Origin of the sequence: Faecalibacter macacae, assembly GCF_003687725.1 — a bacterium.
Lineage (GTDB): Bacteria > Bacteroidota > Bacteroidia > Flavobacteriales > Weeksellaceae > Empedobacter > Empedobacter macacae.
In genome coordinates this window covers 139,678-156,736 of sequence record NZ_RDOJ01000001.1, presented here as the reverse complement: position 1 = coordinate 156,736, position 17,059 = coordinate 139,678, and the positions used below count along the sequence as shown (strand labels likewise).

Annotated in this window: 17 protein-coding genes; 1 reads left to right on the top strand and 16 read right to left on the bottom strand. The window is 24.7% G+C overall.

What is annotated here, in order from left to right; translation table 11 throughout:
- Nucleotides 1–23 precede the first annotated feature (23 nt).
- Both EAH69_RS00725 and EAH69_RS00720 read right to left on the bottom strand, forming a co-directional pair.
- Nucleotides 24–1,193 carry a glycosyltransferase gene (locus EAH69_RS00725; RefSeq protein ID WP_121933289.1) on the bottom strand — a complete coding sequence of 390 codons (1,170 nt, stop codon included), beginning with the start codon at nucleotides 1,191–1,193 and terminating at the stop codon, nucleotides 24–26.
- A gap of 39 nt (nucleotides 1,194–1,232) precedes the next feature.
- On the bottom strand, nucleotides 1,233–2,036 hold the full coding sequence (locus EAH69_RS00720; protein WP_121933288.1) for a glycosyltransferase family 2 protein: 804 nt from the start codon (nucleotides 2,034–2,036) through the stop codon (nucleotides 1,233–1,235).
- A gap of 75 nt (nucleotides 2,037–2,111) precedes the next feature.
- Between EAH69_RS00720 and EAH69_RS00715 the strand changes: the two genes are divergently transcribed.
- The gene (locus EAH69_RS00715; protein WP_121933287.1) at nucleotides 2,112–3,113 is read left to right on the top strand and encodes a glycosyltransferase family 2 protein; all 1,002 of its coding nucleotides are present in this window, start codon (nucleotides 2,112–2,114) and stop codon (nucleotides 3,111–3,113) included.
- Here EAH69_RS00715 and EAH69_RS00710 read toward each other — a convergent pair.
- The 14 genes from EAH69_RS00710 to EAH69_RS00645 are packed head-to-tail and all read right to left on the bottom strand — an operon-like array spanning nucleotide 3,055 to nucleotide 17,058.
- Nucleotides 3,055–4,119, bottom strand: coding sequence for a glycosyltransferase family 2 protein (locus EAH69_RS00710; protein WP_121933286.1), 1,065 nt, complete (start codon nucleotides 4,117–4,119; stop codon nucleotides 3,055–3,057). The genes EAH69_RS00715 and EAH69_RS00710 overlap by 59 nt on opposite strands.
- Entirely contained in the window at nucleotides 4,120–4,797 is a 678-nt protein-coding gene (locus EAH69_RS00705) for an NAD-dependent epimerase/dehydratase family protein (RefSeq protein ID WP_121933285.1), read from the bottom strand.
- 5 nt (nucleotides 4,798–4,802) lie between these two features.
- On the bottom strand, nucleotides 4,803–6,584 hold the full coding sequence (locus tag EAH69_RS00700) for an ABC transporter ATP-binding protein (RefSeq protein ID WP_121933284.1): 1,782 nt from the start codon (nucleotides 6,582–6,584) through the stop codon (nucleotides 4,803–4,805).
- Nucleotides 6,585–6,607: 23 nt separating this feature from the next.
- Entirely contained in the window at nucleotides 6,608–7,483 is an 876-nt protein-coding gene (locus EAH69_RS00695; protein ID WP_121933283.1) for a glycosyltransferase family A protein, read from the bottom strand.
- Complete coding sequence (locus EAH69_RS00690) at nucleotides 7,483–8,382, bottom strand: glycosyltransferase family 32 protein (protein ID WP_121933282.1); 900 nt, start codon at nucleotides 8,380–8,382, stop codon at nucleotides 7,483–7,485. Before EAH69_RS00690 ends, EAH69_RS00695 begins: the two co-directional genes overlap by 1 nt.
- Nucleotides 8,363–9,190, bottom strand: a complete 828-nt coding sequence (locus EAH69_RS00685) for a glycosyltransferase family 2 protein (protein ID WP_121933281.1) — start codon at nucleotides 9,188–9,190, stop codon at nucleotides 8,363–8,365. The genes EAH69_RS00690 and EAH69_RS00685 overlap by 20 nt, the downstream gene beginning before the upstream one ends.
- Entirely contained in the window at nucleotides 9,190–10,056 is an 867-nt protein-coding gene (locus EAH69_RS00680) for a glycosyltransferase family 2 protein (protein WP_121933280.1), read from the bottom strand. The genes EAH69_RS00685 and EAH69_RS00680 overlap by 1 nt, the downstream gene beginning before the upstream one ends.
- A 14-nt stretch (nucleotides 10,057–10,070) precedes the next feature.
- Nucleotides 10,071–10,997 (bottom strand): glycosyltransferase family 2 protein, encoded by a 927-nt coding sequence (locus EAH69_RS00675; RefSeq protein WP_121933279.1) that lies wholly within the window; start codon nucleotides 10,995–10,997, stop codon nucleotides 10,071–10,073.
- Nucleotides 10,988–11,866, bottom strand: coding sequence for a glycosyltransferase family 2 protein (locus tag EAH69_RS00670; protein WP_121933278.1), 879 nt, complete (start codon nucleotides 11,864–11,866; stop codon nucleotides 10,988–10,990). The genes EAH69_RS00675 and EAH69_RS00670 overlap by 10 nt, the downstream gene beginning before the upstream one ends.
- Before the next feature lie 6 nt (nucleotides 11,867–11,872).
- The gene (locus tag EAH69_RS14085; RefSeq protein ID WP_121933277.1) at nucleotides 11,873–12,475 is read right to left on the bottom strand and encodes an acyltransferase; all 603 of its coding nucleotides are present in this window, start codon (nucleotides 12,473–12,475) and stop codon (nucleotides 11,873–11,875) included.
- Nucleotides 12,476–13,627, bottom strand: a complete 1,152-nt coding sequence (gene rffA / locus EAH69_RS00660) for a dTDP-4-amino-4,6-dideoxygalactose transaminase (protein WP_121933276.1) — start codon at nucleotides 13,625–13,627, stop codon at nucleotides 12,476–12,478.
- A 2-nt stretch (nucleotides 13,628–13,629) separates the two neighbouring features.
- Complete coding sequence (locus tag EAH69_RS00655) at nucleotides 13,630–14,499, bottom strand: formyltransferase family protein (protein WP_121933275.1); 870 nt, start codon at nucleotides 14,497–14,499, stop codon at nucleotides 13,630–13,632.
- 19 nt (nucleotides 14,500–14,518) lie between these two features.
- Nucleotides 14,519–15,817: a glycosyltransferase gene (locus tag EAH69_RS00650; protein ID WP_121933274.1), complete on the bottom strand. Its 1,299-nt coding sequence runs from the start codon at nucleotides 15,815–15,817 to the stop codon at nucleotides 14,519–14,521.
- Nucleotides 15,817–17,058 carry an ABC transporter ATP-binding protein gene (locus EAH69_RS00645; protein ID WP_121933273.1) on the bottom strand — a complete coding sequence of 414 codons (1,242 nt, stop codon included), beginning with the start codon at nucleotides 17,056–17,058 and terminating at the stop codon, nucleotides 15,817–15,819. The genes EAH69_RS00650 and EAH69_RS00645 overlap by 1 nt, the downstream gene beginning before the upstream one ends.
- Between the last annotated feature and the right edge of the window lies 1 nt (nucleotide 17,059).

The following is a 17,059-nucleotide window of genomic DNA, read 5'->3' as shown; positions in this document are numbered from 1 at the left end:
AACAAATGTTGTGGTTTTTTTATTTAATTCTTTTTTAATAAATCTAAAAATACTTCCTCAATTGTATTATAAATTTCTTCATTATTAAATGTTTCAGATTTATTTTCTAATTCATTCTTAATATTTTGAAATAAGATTTCATCATTTATTAATTCCTCTATTCCTTTCTGTATTTCTTCATTATTGTAATTAACTAAATATCCATTTTTTTTATGGGTTATTAATTCAGAAACACCACCTACATCAGTAGCTAAAATATGTTTTTTTAATATTAATGCTTCAGCTAAAATTAATGGCCAGCCCTCAGATTCAGATGGTAATATAAAAATATCTGCATTTTTTACATATGGATATGGATTAAGTAAAGAACCTAATAGAATAAAAGTATCATTTATCTTGTTTTCTTTTATTCTAGCATTTAATTTATCTTTTTCAATCCCATCTCCTATTAGATATATTTTATTTTTTATACCCTTATTCAAGAGACCTAAATGCACATCTATTAAAACATTATGACCTTTACGAGAATCTAATCTACCCACAGAAACTAACACAAGATCTTTAGATAGAATATCGGGGATAAATTCCTCAGATTTCTTCAAAATTTCTTCTTTAAATATAGGATTTCTAATCACTTGATTCGGTGGTAAAATAATATTTGGAAATTCCTTTATAAAATCTTCATATGTTTGGATTGAACCAAAAAAAACGTAATCAAATTGTTCAATTTGATTTGATAATTTGATCGCTAATTTTTTATCTTTTAAGTAAGAAATTTCTGTATGAAACCAACCAATTTTTTTAGAATTTTTATTTGAAGAATTAAGTACATCATCAAACATTGTAAATCCTAAAGCAATTTCTATATCTGCAGTATTATTAATTAAAAATTTGTTAGGAATGATTGGAAAAAACTTGAATATTTTCAATTTTATACCTCTTAAAAAGAGGTTAAATTTATTTAATATATAATTTTCAGGAAAATCTTCTTTACCTTTTGTTAACCGATAAGTAGTAATATCCGAAGGTATAAAATTCCTTAATTCACCTTGATTTAAATTTAACGCTAATGATATTTCGAATTGATTTTTATCTAGATTTTCTAATAAATTTAATAACACTTTTTCCACCCCACCCATTTCCATTGAGCGATGTTTAAAAAGTATATTTACCTTATTTTTAGAGGAATTCATCAGGTTTAGTTTAGTTTAGTTTAGTTTAGTTTAGTTAAATTAAATTATAAAATGATTCAAATAATATCTTATAATCCGCTTATTAATTGATTGTTCTTTTTTAATTAGTTTATTATACAAATCTTCATCTTCAAATTTTTGAAATTTATTTATTTTTCTTCTTTTAAAAGTTTTTTTAATTACATTTAAAAAATCACTCTTACCCTTGTCCTCACCTTGTGTCAAACCATTTTTATGTAGCCTGTAATTATAGAGACAATCATCAATAAAAAGAATTCTACCCTTTTCATATAATTTCAAATATAAATCTTGGTCTTCAGCCCTTCTTAAATTAGGATCAATTTTCTCAGTTAAATCATAAATATGTTTTTTGAAAGAAAAAAAATGAGTGATATTATTATTGATATTTACAAAATATTTATCTCTATTAATAATTTGTTTAGTTCTATTAAAAGGATTAATTGGTTGAAGTTGATTATCACATAACATCATTTTAGAATATGCTGCTACACAATCTTTTTTTTTAAAAAATTCAACCATTTTCTCAACTGCATCATTTCTCAAAGCATCATCTGGATCTACAAATCCACAAATATCTCCTGATGCAAATTCGATACATTTATTTTTCGTATACCCAACACCTTTATTACTACTATTTTGAAAAAATTTAAATCTAATATCATTTTTAATTAAATTTTTCACCTCCTTAATTGATGTAACTTCAGAATAATCATCAACAATAATAACTTCAAAATCTTGATAAGATTGATTAATTATAGAATTGTAACAATCTTTAAAAAATAAATCATTGTTGTAATGAGCTATTAATATTGAAAATTTCATGAATAAGGCGTATTGGTTCTTACAAATTTATTAATTTAAAGTAATTTAACAAGTAAATTAAAAACATAATACATTATGTATCAACCATTAATAAGCATATCAATACCCATTTACAAATGTGAAAAACATATTTATAAATGCTTATTATCAGTAAAAAATCAATTATATAATAATTTAGAAATAATTTTAGTTAATGATTTTACTCAGGATAATAGCATTTCTATTATTGAAGATTTCATAGTCAGAAACCCAAATCTAAAGATTAAGTTACTGCATCATGATAAAAACTATGGATTATCAACTGTTAGAAATACAGGAATATTGAACTCTAAAGGAGAATATATTTTTTTTCTAGATAGCGATGACGTAATTACACCAGATTGTATTAGCAGTTTAGTTAATTGTGCTATTACAACAAAAGTAGATGTTGTGGTAGGACAAAACAAATGGATAAATACATTTGATCAATCAGAAAAAGCATATGGATTTCCTGTAAAACCTAAAAAAAAAGTCATTTATAATAATCATGAAATTTTTGTAGAATATGTTAAAGATAATATCCCTGCGGTTTCTTGGAATAAGTTAATTAAGAGAGATTTTATTATAGAAAATAATTTATTTTTTATTCCAAATCTTTATGCACAAGATGAGCTATGGATGCTACATTTAATGGAAAAAATAAATTCGTTAGCTGTAGTTGATGAAATTACATATCATTATTATTTACATTCAGAATCAGTAATATTTAACAGAACAAAAATTAATTTTGAAAATTATTTGACTATACTTTCATATTTTGAAATATCATACAAAAAAAATGAATCTAAAATAATAAAACAACTTATTAAAGAGAAAGTTATCTATTTAAAAAACACTATTATTCTTATGGTATTAAAGGTATATTTAAACGATAAAGAGTATGTTTCTGAGATATATTTACGTATGAAAAAAATAATACCATTTAAAGTCTCAGATTTAACCGATAATAGATTAAACCTAAAATCAAAAAAATTACTAATTAAGCAAAATTTACCCATAAAAATTGGTGTGAATTGGTATATCTCAAGATACACCTAAAATATTTTCTTATTGAATAAAAGAAAATTAGAAAGTTAAAGCTAGATAAAGACAATCCATGATAACATTTATAAATAAAATTCATGTTTTTCCATAAAAAAAATCTATTTAAGTTAATATAACCATTTTTTATTTTATTTAGTTGCTCTTTTCGCTCACTTTTATTAAGATTACTTTTTAAGGTATGATATAACTTGATGTTACTTATAATATTTTTAAAAGCAGACAATTCGAATTTTAGTTTATGATTTTCATAAACACCTGAATTAATAAATATTTGTCTTAAAATTACATCTGATTTTATAATATCTAGTCTATTAATATTTGATGATTTAAATGAAGAGTTGTAATAAATGTAATGACTGTAAATTCCCTTACAAGATGATACTTTTTTAATGTTACAAAATATAAGTCTTTCTACAATTTCATCAGCATTTATCAATTTTTCAGAAAAATTATATGAAATCGATTTGAATATATTATTCCTTATTAAACCTCTAAAATTCACCGTATAATTCCCTACAGTATTTTCTAACATTTCTAACCCAGTCATAATTCTATAATCAAAAGGAACAGCAGACGAAATATTAATATCTAAATTTTTAAATGATTTTAGATCACCATTTGAATTGTATGTTTTTACTAACATAGAAACTGCATCAAGGTCTGAATCATTTTTTAAAACTTTTACAGCCTCTTCAATTGCATTTAATGATATAATATCGTCATGATCAAAGAACATAATAAAGTCTCCACTAGCTTTTTCCTGTCCTAATGATTTTGCATATTGAGCAGAACCCTGATTTTCTTTGTTATAAACTTTTACCCTATTATCCTTATTAGATACAGCTTTTAATTGTGATAATGTATCATCTTTAGAACCATCATTTATGCAAATAAATTCAATATTTTTATAAGTTTGATTCAGCAAACAGTTCATAGATTTATTTACAAAATCGCCTAAATCTACAGAGTTATAAAAAGTTGCTATAATTGATATCTTCATTTATTTATCCATATAATATTTTAATATCATATTTCTTAAATATTTATTCTTATCTAAAATTTCAAATTTATAATTCAAATCTTTTATATAAATCGAATAATGTTCTCCTAGGTCTAATACTTCCTTAGTGACATCCTGGTCAAAGACTTCTTCTATATTGTCAATGATTTCTGTTATTTGAAAATTTTCTACATAAGCAACATTAACAATTTGGTTATATACCAGATTGTCTATATATTTTAATGTAATATTTCTCACATCTTCAACATCAATTAAATTTCTAGATGCGTTTTTATGAATAACTATCGGTAAAGATTTTCTAAATTTATTAATTAGATAATTCATTAGTAAATTTGGATTCCCTCCATTTCCTACTGCACAACTTACTCTAAAAATTAAATAATTTATTTTTGATTCCCTAATAATTTCTTCCATATGTAATTTATGTAATACGTAGGGACTTTTATATTTAGATGAATCATAAATAGAACATGTACTAAAATAAACAATAAGTTTATCAGGATTATTATTTATAGTCTTCTCTATTAAATTTTGTTCTTTTAAAAATTCTTGTTTGTCGCACTCTAAAGAATTTGAAACACCTGATGCAAAAAAAATTACATTATTATTATCATAATCAAAAAATTGATTTGCTATTAATCCGTTACCTATTACCATATATTTTATAACTTCTGAAGCTCTACTAAATTTTTAAATTTTTCTGATTTAGTATATAACTCTTCAAAATTTCCATATTCTTTTATTTTCCCTTTATCCATTAAATAAATTTCATCAACATCTTTTATTGTAGATAATCTATGTGCAATAATTATCATTGTACATTTACCTTGAAGTAAATCGATATTTTCTTTAATATATTTTTCAGTTTCAGAATCTAATGCTGATGTTGCTTCGTCCATAATCAACAATTCAATATCCTTAAATAATTCTCTAGCTATTGTAATTCTTTGTTTTTGTCCTCCAGAAATTAATAATCCATTATTTCCTAATTCAGTATCTTCTTTAAATTCTAAATTATTAATAAAACTCATTAAGGAGACTGTTTCCATTGTCTTATAAAACTTTTCCATATTTTCAGGCGTTTTTTCAGACCAAAATGTTACATTATTATATATTGTATCATCAAAAATAACAGACTCCTGCGTAATGTATCCTATCTTATCTCTATATGAATTTAAGTTACAATCATAAAGAGACAAATTACCTATTTTTATTGTACCAACACTTGGTTTTTGTAAACCGCATATGACATTTGCTAAAGTCGTTTTACCAGCACCACTTTCTCCTATAAATGCTATTGATTTATTTTTTGATATATTAAGTGATACATCATCTATAACCTTTTTACTCCCAAATGATAAACTTATATTTTCTACACTGATATCGGATATTGCAGGAATAATAGTACTATTTACTTCTTCTTTATTGTTATCAAATTCTCTTAACATATCTTCTATAGAATCTATTGAAGATGATAATGGTAAAAAATCATTCCAATATCCTTGCATTGTCACTAAATGAGCAAGACCTCTATATATTAAAAGTAAGCTTGTTAAAACAGAAGCTGTATTTCCTTCAAAAAAAAGTGTCATTATCATAATAACAGATGCAATAATTATGATAATTAATGGTTCTCTAATACTTTCTCCAAAACCACTAACTTTTCCCATTCTGTAATTAATATTTAAACTCTGTTCAATATTATCAGTTAATTTTCGTTCATATTTATCAAAATAATTTGTCGCCTTCAAATATTTAAAATTATGAACCGATTGTATTAAAAATCCATTAAACTCATTACTTACTCCTATTTGCTTCAGTGAAAACCCTTTAGTTTTACTATTTACATATTTATAAATAACATTAGTTAATAAGCCCCCAACACCAACCATTAAGGCAAATTTCCAATTTGATAACATCGCAAGTACTAAATATGTAAACAACATTACTATATGCTGAATTACATGAAAATATAGATTACATGAACTCATTAGTTTTGTAGTCTCACCTATCATATTATTCTGTATTTTACCTTGATCTATTTTAGTAAAACCTTCATATGAAAGACTTCTTAATTTCTTAATTAATGATAATCTTATTTTCTTTATTAATGTTAATCTTAATTTTATTAAACAAATAACTTTAAAATAATATATACATCCTTTTATTGTAAATAAAGATATTAACATTGCTAATACAACGTATATGTTTAATCCAAATCCTAAACCTTCAATAAAATCTACAATAAAATTCAATTTACCTAAAGATTCTCCTTCTAGTTCAGACCCCATTACTATAGCTAAAAGTGGTATAAACATTGCTAAACCAATTCCATCTAATAAACCAACCATGATATTTAAAAAAATAAATAATATCATATTATTTCCTAAATATTTATAGAAATAAGGAAAATATTGTAATGGATTTATAAGTTTATTTTTCATTTATTTTCAACTTTTTATTTTTATTAATGAAGATTAATAAAATTTATTTTTTTATTTATTAAAACAATAACAGACAATAGTAGAGAAACTCCTTTGAATTTTGAAAATACTGAAGATTCAATATCGTTATATTCAAAATCCCAATATTTATTTAAAGCAATTAATTTTTCTTTGATTGGTATATCTTCTTTACTTAATTCCTTAAAAAAAAACGATGCTCCAAGTGGATTTTTTTTTAAAATTTTCCATGATTCAATTGTTAAACCATCTGATAAATAATCAGCAAAATAAATTGGTTCATCTACATAAAGTGTTTTATAGTCTTTCCCTATTTGGCGATATACAAATGATTCTCTAAAGAAATTTTCTCCTTCAAAATATGGGTATGGGTATTTTTTTTGTATACTAGTTTTAAATGCTGTAGCAAATTCACCTTTTATATTTAGTTTATATGTTAATTTATTATATGTTGATAAAATTTCGCCATTAGGAATTTCTTTTGTCAACATTAGTTTTTTATTATTTTTTATTGATCTGTAAGCTATCCCAATTCCTGCTATAAGATTATCATTTTTAATTAAAGAATATTTACTATTTAAATACTCTATTGCGTTATTAGCTAAATAATCATCACTATCAACTATAAAAAAAAGATCACCTTTTGCTTTATTTACAGCAAAATTAATTGCGATATGTTTTCCTTGGTTTTCTTTTTTAAAATAATGTATTTTAAAAAAAGCAATCTGCAAAAACTCTTCAATAATATGTTTAGTATTATCTGTGCTTCCATCATCGACTATTATCCATTCAAAATTTTTATCTGTTTGGTTTTGCAAGCTTTTGAATAAAACGGGTAATATATAAGCTCTATTATAAGTTGGTGTAAAAACTGTTATCATTATATATATTTACCAAACATGCTATTTTTTTTTACCATATTATTTTTTAGTAGAACATCTATCGAATTTCTATTTTTACTTGTAAGCTTAATTATACTAGGAAAATTAGAATATGTCGCATTCAATAAAAAATACTTCCCTATTTTTTCATAATTATAATTGAATTCGTAATCATAAAAAAAACCATTTACTTTCGAGTTTAATAATCCTATCTTTAGATTTTCAACATCTTTTAAAATAACTAGAGATGACATGTAAATATAAAGATAGTCCCTATTTTTTTCTTCTATCATCAAATATTCTTTATTGTATTTTTTTTTGAAAAAATTTTGATAGTCAAAATCAATAAAACATTTTTTTAATAAATCTAACCATACTTCAATAAAGTGATTATTCTTATAAGTTATTAAAAACCACGATTCAGTTATAGGTAATAATTTATTATTATGATTATAACCTTCAAAACACAATAAATCAAGATCGTTATTAGAAAAATTTAGTAGATGATTATCTAATTTATCATTTAAGAAAACAGAACAATCTAACCATATACCTCCATAATTATAAAGAAGCTCTAATCTAATTATATCACTTAAGTTTGCATGATTAAGGTGCTGAAAAATTGAAAAATTAAAATCAGGTAAATATTCTAATAAATTATTTTTATTTAATAAATTAATCTGATAATTTGGATGATGATATTTCCAAGATTTTAAACAAATTTCTATACTTTTAGGATATTCTATATCAAACCAAAAACTCCAAATTATTTTAGGAACATCCTTATTTATTTTTTTTTGTTTAAAATTTAAACTCTCCCAAATAATAAGTTCATCAGTAGTTGATCGTATGAGCAAATTCTTGTCTCTATAAAATACTTTATTTAAAAAATCTTTCATACCAACTAACAATACTATTTCCTAATTTATACCTTTTGCTTTTGTATGCTTTGTAATACATTTCCCTTTCTCGTCTTAAAATTTTTATTTCTAATGCTAATGAAGGAAAATCACCTAAATATTCATGAAAAAAATCTATGTGCTTTTTAGAAATAATACGAGTCATTTTTACTCGTTTCTCATCGACTAATTCAGTAATCATGGATTGCTCTTTCATTCTATAATAAAAACAAGTTTTATTTATTTTATAAACTTTTCCTCCATCTTTTAAAATAGAAATCCAAAAATCCCAATCTTCCAATCCAAAAATTAAAGTTTCGTCATAACCACCTACTCGTTCCCAATCCTCTTTCTTAAAGAAACATGCAGAAAAAAATGTATTAAAAGTGGCTAAGTTTTTTAACGAAAAATTTTCCATTTTAATGATTCCAGAATCTATCCCAAATTTTTCACCAACGCATGTAATTAGCTTAAAACCATTATTAAATTCACTTTGAGCTAGTTCCAAATAATCTTCCGATATAATATCATCAGCATCTAAAGGTAAAATCCATTCACTTTTAGCTTTTGTTATTCCTATATTTCTAGCATAAGGTAAACCTTTATTCTCTTGAGAGAGATATTTAAATCTTCTATCAGTAGATATCCATTTATTTGCTATTTCTTCTGTATTATCATTAGATCCATCATTTATAATAATACATTCCCATTCCTGAAATGTTTGTATAAATACTGAATTTAAACAATCATCAAGAAATTGAGCTTGCTGATAACAAGGTACTATAATTGATATTTTAGGAGATATCATTATAAATTTTTGTATAGTTTAAAAAACCCTAAAAATCTTCCTATTTTCATCCATCTTGATTTTTTTATTAGATTAATATGGTAAATTTCACGATCTAACATTTCAATACGAACAAATTGCTTAAAAAATAATTCTTCTGGATTTATTCCTTGTCTTTCTGCTGATTTTATTATTGCAACCCAATGCCAAAATAAAGCTTTGTCACTGTTTTCATTCGTAGAAACACCTCCGTCATGTACTCTATATAGATACAATTCTTCATCAATATATTTTACGGGAGATATTTCAAATATTTTCATATATATATCCTGATCTTCTGCCCTTCTATTAAAAATATCTATACCATCTGTTTTATCATAAATACTTTTTTTAAAGGTTGCAAAATGTCCAACTTCACCAAAAATAAATTTCTCATTGGTTAATTGTCTTCCTTTATGACGGATATAACTTCCATTTAATCTAGTTAAAGGATTTAAATATTCATCACATATAATGTTATTAGAATATACTAATCCAACTTCTGGAAATTCTTTATGCAACTTTATTGATTTTTCAATTGCGTTAGGCATTAATGCATCATCAGGATCTAATCTTGCAAATAGATCACTTCTGCATAATTCAATAGCTTTTCGAACGGTTTGCTGATACCCAACGTTTACTTCATTTTTAAAAAAACGAAATCTTGAGTCACCCTCAATTAAAGGTAAAATGAGATCTATTGAAGTATCCGAGGAGCAATCGTCTATTACGATTGCTTCCCAATTTGTCTCATTTTGGTTAACTAAGCTTGTATAACAGTCTTTAAAAAAATGTCCATTATTATAGTTAGCTATTATGATTGATAAATTTGGTTTAAGGTTAGTCATTAGGTATAAAATTTTTACTTCATCAAAACATGTAATTTATTCACTAATTTATATTTAATATATTCTAAATCCCAAATTAAAGAGTCTTTTACTCCTAAGTATTTTTTAAAATTATTTTCAATAATAATTCTCGAATTTTCAGGAATTTTTTTCTTTAATTGTTTATAATCAAAATAATAATTTTTGATTATCCTGTCTGTTTTTCCATAATCTCTTTTCTCAAAATAAATCAATGCATTAACGTCTTCATAAAAATTTAGACCGTTGCTCATAATTTTACTTGATACATTTAAATTATGAGATTTTCTATAATTATTTAAAATTTCTGAAGATCTAATAACATCCCCCATCCTACTCATATCAGTCCAAAAAACCCAATCTCCACTATATTTATATTTTAGGTATTCTTTTGAATCTAACTTATGGTATAATTTTTTATTAAATATGACCATACTTGCATTATAAACTGCATTACCTTTTAGCATAAATTCATTAAAAAATTGTTCTTTTTCAATTCTTAATTTAAAAGGAACTTTCTGCCAATTTACCCTTACAGTGTTATTTTCCTCGTAGATATAACTTTGGCAATAAGTAAATGCGATAGAAGAATCTTTAATTAAATCATTAACTAAGTTTTCTAAAAAAAACTCTGAGCACCAATCATCACTTTCTGCTATCCATATCCAATCACCTTCTGAATAACTGATACCTTTTGTCCATTGTTTGAATGTACTTCCTGAATTTTCTTGATTATATATTATCTTAGATATTTTTTCATTACCTCTATAAGATTCTATAATTTCTCTGCTATTATCTGTTGAACAATCATCTAATATTATTATTTCAAAATCCTTATAAGTCTGATTTAAAACCGAATCAATTCTTTCTTTTAAAAAAGGAGCATGATTAAAATTTGGGATTATTACTGATACTAAAGCCATAATTTGAAATATTTTATACGTATCAATTTCTTATGTATTCTTGGATATTTTTCAAAATAATATTTTTTTTGAAATTCAAAACTCATATATCTTAAAAAATCATTAGTTAAAATTTCTTTTATCTTGTTCTCTTCTCGTCTACTCTCTATTTTATCCTTTAGATTAACATTTGTAGCTTGATTTTGATGTAATCTAAATTTAAATAATTTCTTACCTATAATACCTATAGGATATTTTTTTAGAACTCTATATCCAAACTCTAAATCTAAAAGTTGTGCATAATCAACATTAAATAAACCTAGTTCTTCAAAAATTTCTTTTTTGTATAAAAATGATATTGGTTCCCCAAAAATATTTGTACTACACCAATCAAAATTGATGTTCTTTAAATCGTTTTTGGTAAGTAAATAATAATTATCTATGTCTAAACCTAAATTTAATTTTTGTAGATCGTGACATGAGTCGTACCATGGTCCTGAATTTACTTTAGAACCTTTATCATCTATTATTTCTCTTTTACTACAAACTATTTTTAAATTATTTTTTTTTATACATTTTAATTTTTCTTCTATACAATTTGGTAGCAAAATATCATCTTGAAATAAAAATTGTATATAATCACCTGAAGATTTTTTAATACAATTGTTCCAATTTGAACCAATACTTTTTCTTTTTTTTAAAAATATCTTAACCGGAAAATCTACCTCTTTTTTAAACTGATTCACAATTTCCATCGTATTATCAGTTGAAAAATTATCTGAAACAATTACCTCTATATTTTGATAGGTTTGATTTTTTACAGATTCTAATGATTCTTTTAAAAATTGTGAACCATTATATGTAGGAATACATACTGAGACCAATTCCATAATAATTTAGTTGATGGTTTTTATTAATTTAGCTGGAACACCAGCTATTATAGAATTATCCGGAAAACTTTTTGTTACAACTGCATTTGCTCCAATAATAGAATTCTCTCCTATTGTTACACCAGGCATAATTACAGCTCCTTCTCCAATCCAAACATTTTTTTTAATTACAACAGGTCCTTTGGATGTTAAATTACGTTTAGCAGGTCTTAAATTAGAGGATGATGTATCTCCGTGATAATGATCAGATATGTAGACTCTACTTGCTATCAAAACTCCGTCTTCTATAATTACTTTATTTATACAACCTATATGACAATATTGTTCTATATTAACATTATCACCAATTATAAGTTCAGGACTAAATTTATCATCTAGATATTCTGAAAATGTTTCAATTCTTAAATATCCATAAGCAAAAAAATTATTTCCTATACTAACATTCTCTAATCCATTAGATAAAATTGGTAGTGTTATTCTACTATTTAATCCAAAATTTTTAAATTTATTTTTAATAGTTTCTAATTCTTTACCCTCTCTAAGCTTCTTATATTCTTCAAAGTTTTCAAAAATATAATTTAATACAACTGACTTTATCTTTTTAAACATTTAGATTCTAGATTTAAAATAAAAATATTTTATTGTTGAAATTACTTGCTCTTGTTCTTGATTAGTTAGTTCATAAAAAAAGGGTAATCTCAATAATCGATCAGAAAATTTTTCAGCATTAATGTAATCTATAGATTCATTTGTTTCTAAATAAAACTGACTCTTATTTAAACTTGTATAGTGAAAAACTGGATATATCTCAACACTTTTCATCGCATCAATTAAATTTGATCGTTCTGCTTCATCTTTACAAATTATATAAAACATGTGTGCATTATTTGTTGCATACTTTGGGATTTGAGGTATTCCTATAAAACCTTTGTCTTTTAACTCCTTTAATTCATGAAAATATTTATTCCAAATAGTAATTCGCTTATTTTGTATTACATCAAATTTTTCTAATTGTGCAAATAAAAAAGCTGCTATAATATCTGATGGTAAAAATGAAGAGCCTATATCAACCCATCCGTATTTATCTATTTCTCCTCTAAAAAATGCACTTCTATTTGTTCCTTTTTCTCTAATTATTTCAGCTCTGTCAAAATACTTTTGATCATTTATTACTAACATTCCTCCTTCTCCTGAAATGATATTCTTAGTTTCGTGAAATGAGAATGCTGCAAAATGCCCTATTGAACCTAATGCCCTTTTTGTACCATCTGAAAACACATAATAACTATCTATAGCTTGAGCTGCATCTTCTATTACCAAAAGATTATATTTCTTAGCTATTTCCATAACTTTTTCCATATCACAGGCTATTCCGGCATAATGCACCACCACTATAGCTTTAGTTTTTGATGTTATTAGGTTTTCAATTTTATCAACATCAATATTTGGGTTTTTAATTGATGAATCTGCAAATATTATTTTTGCACCCCTTAAAACAAATGCATTTGCTGTTGATACAAAGGTAAATGCTGGTACTATAACCTCATCCTCAGAAGTTATATTAGATAATATTGCTGCCATTTCTAAGGCATCAGTACAAGATGTAGTTAATAATACTTTAGGAAATTGATATTTTTCTTGAAAGAAACTCTGACACTTTTTTGTAAAAATACCATCACCTGAAATTTTACCTGATTTAACAGCCTCTTCTATATAAAGAAGTTCGTTACCAATGATAAATGATTTATTGAAAGGGATCATAATTAAATAAATTTCATTCGTAATTTTTTAAATAAAATAGATTGTTTAGAATCTTCATCCACTGCAGAAATAATTTTTAATAATCCTTGACCACAGATAATTATAGGTAATCCATCTTCAATAGAAAAAATTTTACCTGGAGTTCTATTTACAATATTTAAATCAGTCATTATTTCTGAATCTAAGATTCTTATAAATCTATTTTCAAATTTCGTTTTCGCTCCCTTATAAGGATAACCTACACTATTTATAAAACGGTGTATAAAGGTTGATTCATTATTCCAATCAATAATAAAATCATCCTCGTCTCGCCAGATACTATAAGAAGCTTCAGATTCGTTCTGAATAACTTCCTTTATGTCACTTTCTATATATTTACTCGTAATTGTTAAAACTAATTCTGTATATAAATCACTTATTTCATCAATCACATATTTTATCTTTATTGGATAGTTTATTTTCAATTTAATTTGACCTACAATATTTCCTCTATCATATTCTTTATTTGCTTTAATGGCTGTTACTCCTACTTCTTCATCTCCATTTAACAATGCAGTCACTAAAGGATTATAACCTCTATATTTTGGTAATAGAGAATCATGTAATACTATTAAATTTTGACTATCGGGAATTAACCATTTCCAGCCTATTGCAAATTGTATTGTCGTAAATGGTAAATTAATTTCATCTCTTTTGTAATATTTTAATCTATTATTATTACAAAATTCTATTATTTCTTTACTATAATCAGATTGAACATTTTCATCCTTTCCTACAACAACAAATAGTATTTCATTAGAGTATTTTATATATAGATTTTCTAATACATTTAAGCCTTTTTGTCCAAGAAGATATAATCCTATAGTAAGCATAATATTATTCGATTTACAATTAAGAATTCAATATTTTTTTAAATACTTCTTTAGCATATTCAAATGAAGAATTTTCTTCTACCATTAATACACTATTCTTAGAAAAATTATTATAATCCTCTTTATTCAATTTAATAATTTTTTCAATAGCTTTTGCTAATAACACACTGTCTTTTAATGGAACTTTATAACCATTAAAATCATTTCTTATCATATTTACTAAAATACCAGTATCAAATCCAACAACTGGAGTACCACAAGCTAAAGCTTCAGAAACCATCATTGGACCAGATTCTTCTATAGATGTATTAATGAATAAATTTGTAGCTTGATACAATAATGATAATTTATTGTAATCTTTTATATAATCAATTTTTAATGTTTTAAAATCAATTGAATTAAAGTTATCATTCACTTCCCTTGAAACTAAAATTAATATAATTTTCTCCTTTTCATATTCTCTTAAATTTTTTGAAAGTATCTGTAAAGCTTCTATTAAATATTTGAATCCTTTTCTTGGATCATTTAAATTTTGAGCACCTGATAAAATATAAAATTTATCCTCTTCGAAACCGAAATATTCTTTAGCCGTAGCCTTATTAAATGTGTTCATAACTCTAGTATCTATCATACTATTTACATTTAATATTTCATTTTGATTTTTATAAATCTTAGATTCTTTTGATTGTTCTAATGTAAGACCTGAGGCTGCTATTACTTTAAAATTAGACTTTAAAGCATTATTATATTTAGTATCAAAGTTTTTTTTCGCTATATATTTTTGACTCTGATTTATAATTGCAGGACAATTATCATCACAACCATTTACATACCCTTGGCAACCCCATGAATAATGACATCCTCCTGTAAAAAAAGACATATCGACTGTAATATTATAAATCTGGGCATTGGTTTTTTTATAAAGCTTATAAATATCTGAGCTGTTAATAAAATTAGAAGTCATACCTACAAAAATGAAATCGGGTATAAAACCTACAATTTTCAATAAATTGTTAACGTCTATATTTGATGAACTTTCATCTTCATCTAAAAAACTATATTCTGATTTTGCTTCTATTTTTTTTACAGAAGATTCGGAGAAAAAAACATTATTTATTTTATTAACAACCTTAGTTATGAAATTATTTTTAGGTTTTTTTCTTAAATAAGGTTTTATAAAGTTATCTGATTTAGTTTTATCTTTTACTAACATCACAACTTCATAATCCATCTCTAATAGAATTTTTGAAACCTTATACATTGCTTCATAAGCTCCATTTATGTCACCAGTTGATATTACTACTATTTTATGCTTCATTACAACCAAATTAAAGGAGAAGTTATTATTCCGTTTTCTGTATCACCTTTTAAAGCTAATTCATTACCAATATCAACAATGTCAAATCGTAATCCACCAACAATTATTTCTATTAATTTAACATTAGGAATATCAATCGCTACTGATAATTTATATGCCCCACTTATTAAAACATTTCCTTTTAACAATCCTTTAAATTCATTAATCCCTTTGGTTAAATTGAATCTATTGATAAAAACAACATTATCATATATATCTAAAACAGATATATTTACTCTAATATTTTTCTCATATACTCTACAATTAATTTTGATTTCGAAATTGATATCTTCCTCATGCATAAAATTATTAGTCAATAATCCTTTTTGATTAATCAACTTTACTTCATAAATCTGTGCAATCAGATTTAAATTTTCTTGATAAGTAAAAAAATCAGATGATTTAGAATCTAAATAAACATATTCTTCTAAAATTGGTTGTATAAAACCTTGATCTAAAACAGTCCCTTTATGCATTAAAATACCTTTATCACATAATTGTTTTACTGCTGCTATGTTATGACTAACAAACAATACTGTTCTTCCTTCTCCTTTTCTTACATCCCCCATTTTACCCAAACATTTTTTCTGAAATTCGGAATCACCAACTGCTAAAACTTCATCTACAATTAAAATTTCGGATTCTAAATGAGCAGCTACTGCAAATGCTAAACGCACATACATACCTGAAGAATATCTTTTAACTGGAGTATCTATATATCTTTCTACTCCTGAAAAATCAACAATTTCATCAAATTTTCGAGTGATTTCGGATCTTCTCATCCCAAGAATGGCTCCATTCAAGTAAATATTTTCTCTACCTGTCATATCAGGATGAAAACCTGTTCCAACTTCTAATAATGAAGCAATTCTTCCTTTGTATTTAATTACACCTGTTGTTGGAGATGTAACTCTTGAAAGTAACTTTAATAAAGTAGATTTTCCTGCCCCATTTTTACCTATTATACCAACAGCATCCCCTTTATCTATTTGAAAATTTATATCTTTCAGTGCCCAAACGTAATCAGAATTACCTTTGGTCGTTCTATCATTTTCTTCACCTATTTTAAGAAATGGATTCTCCTTTCCTAAAATACTCGTATACCATCTTTTAAAATCATGTTGTAGCGTGTTAGTCCCAATTTCACCTAATCTATATTGTTTTGAGACATTTTCAACTTTAATAACTGTATTATCTGCCATA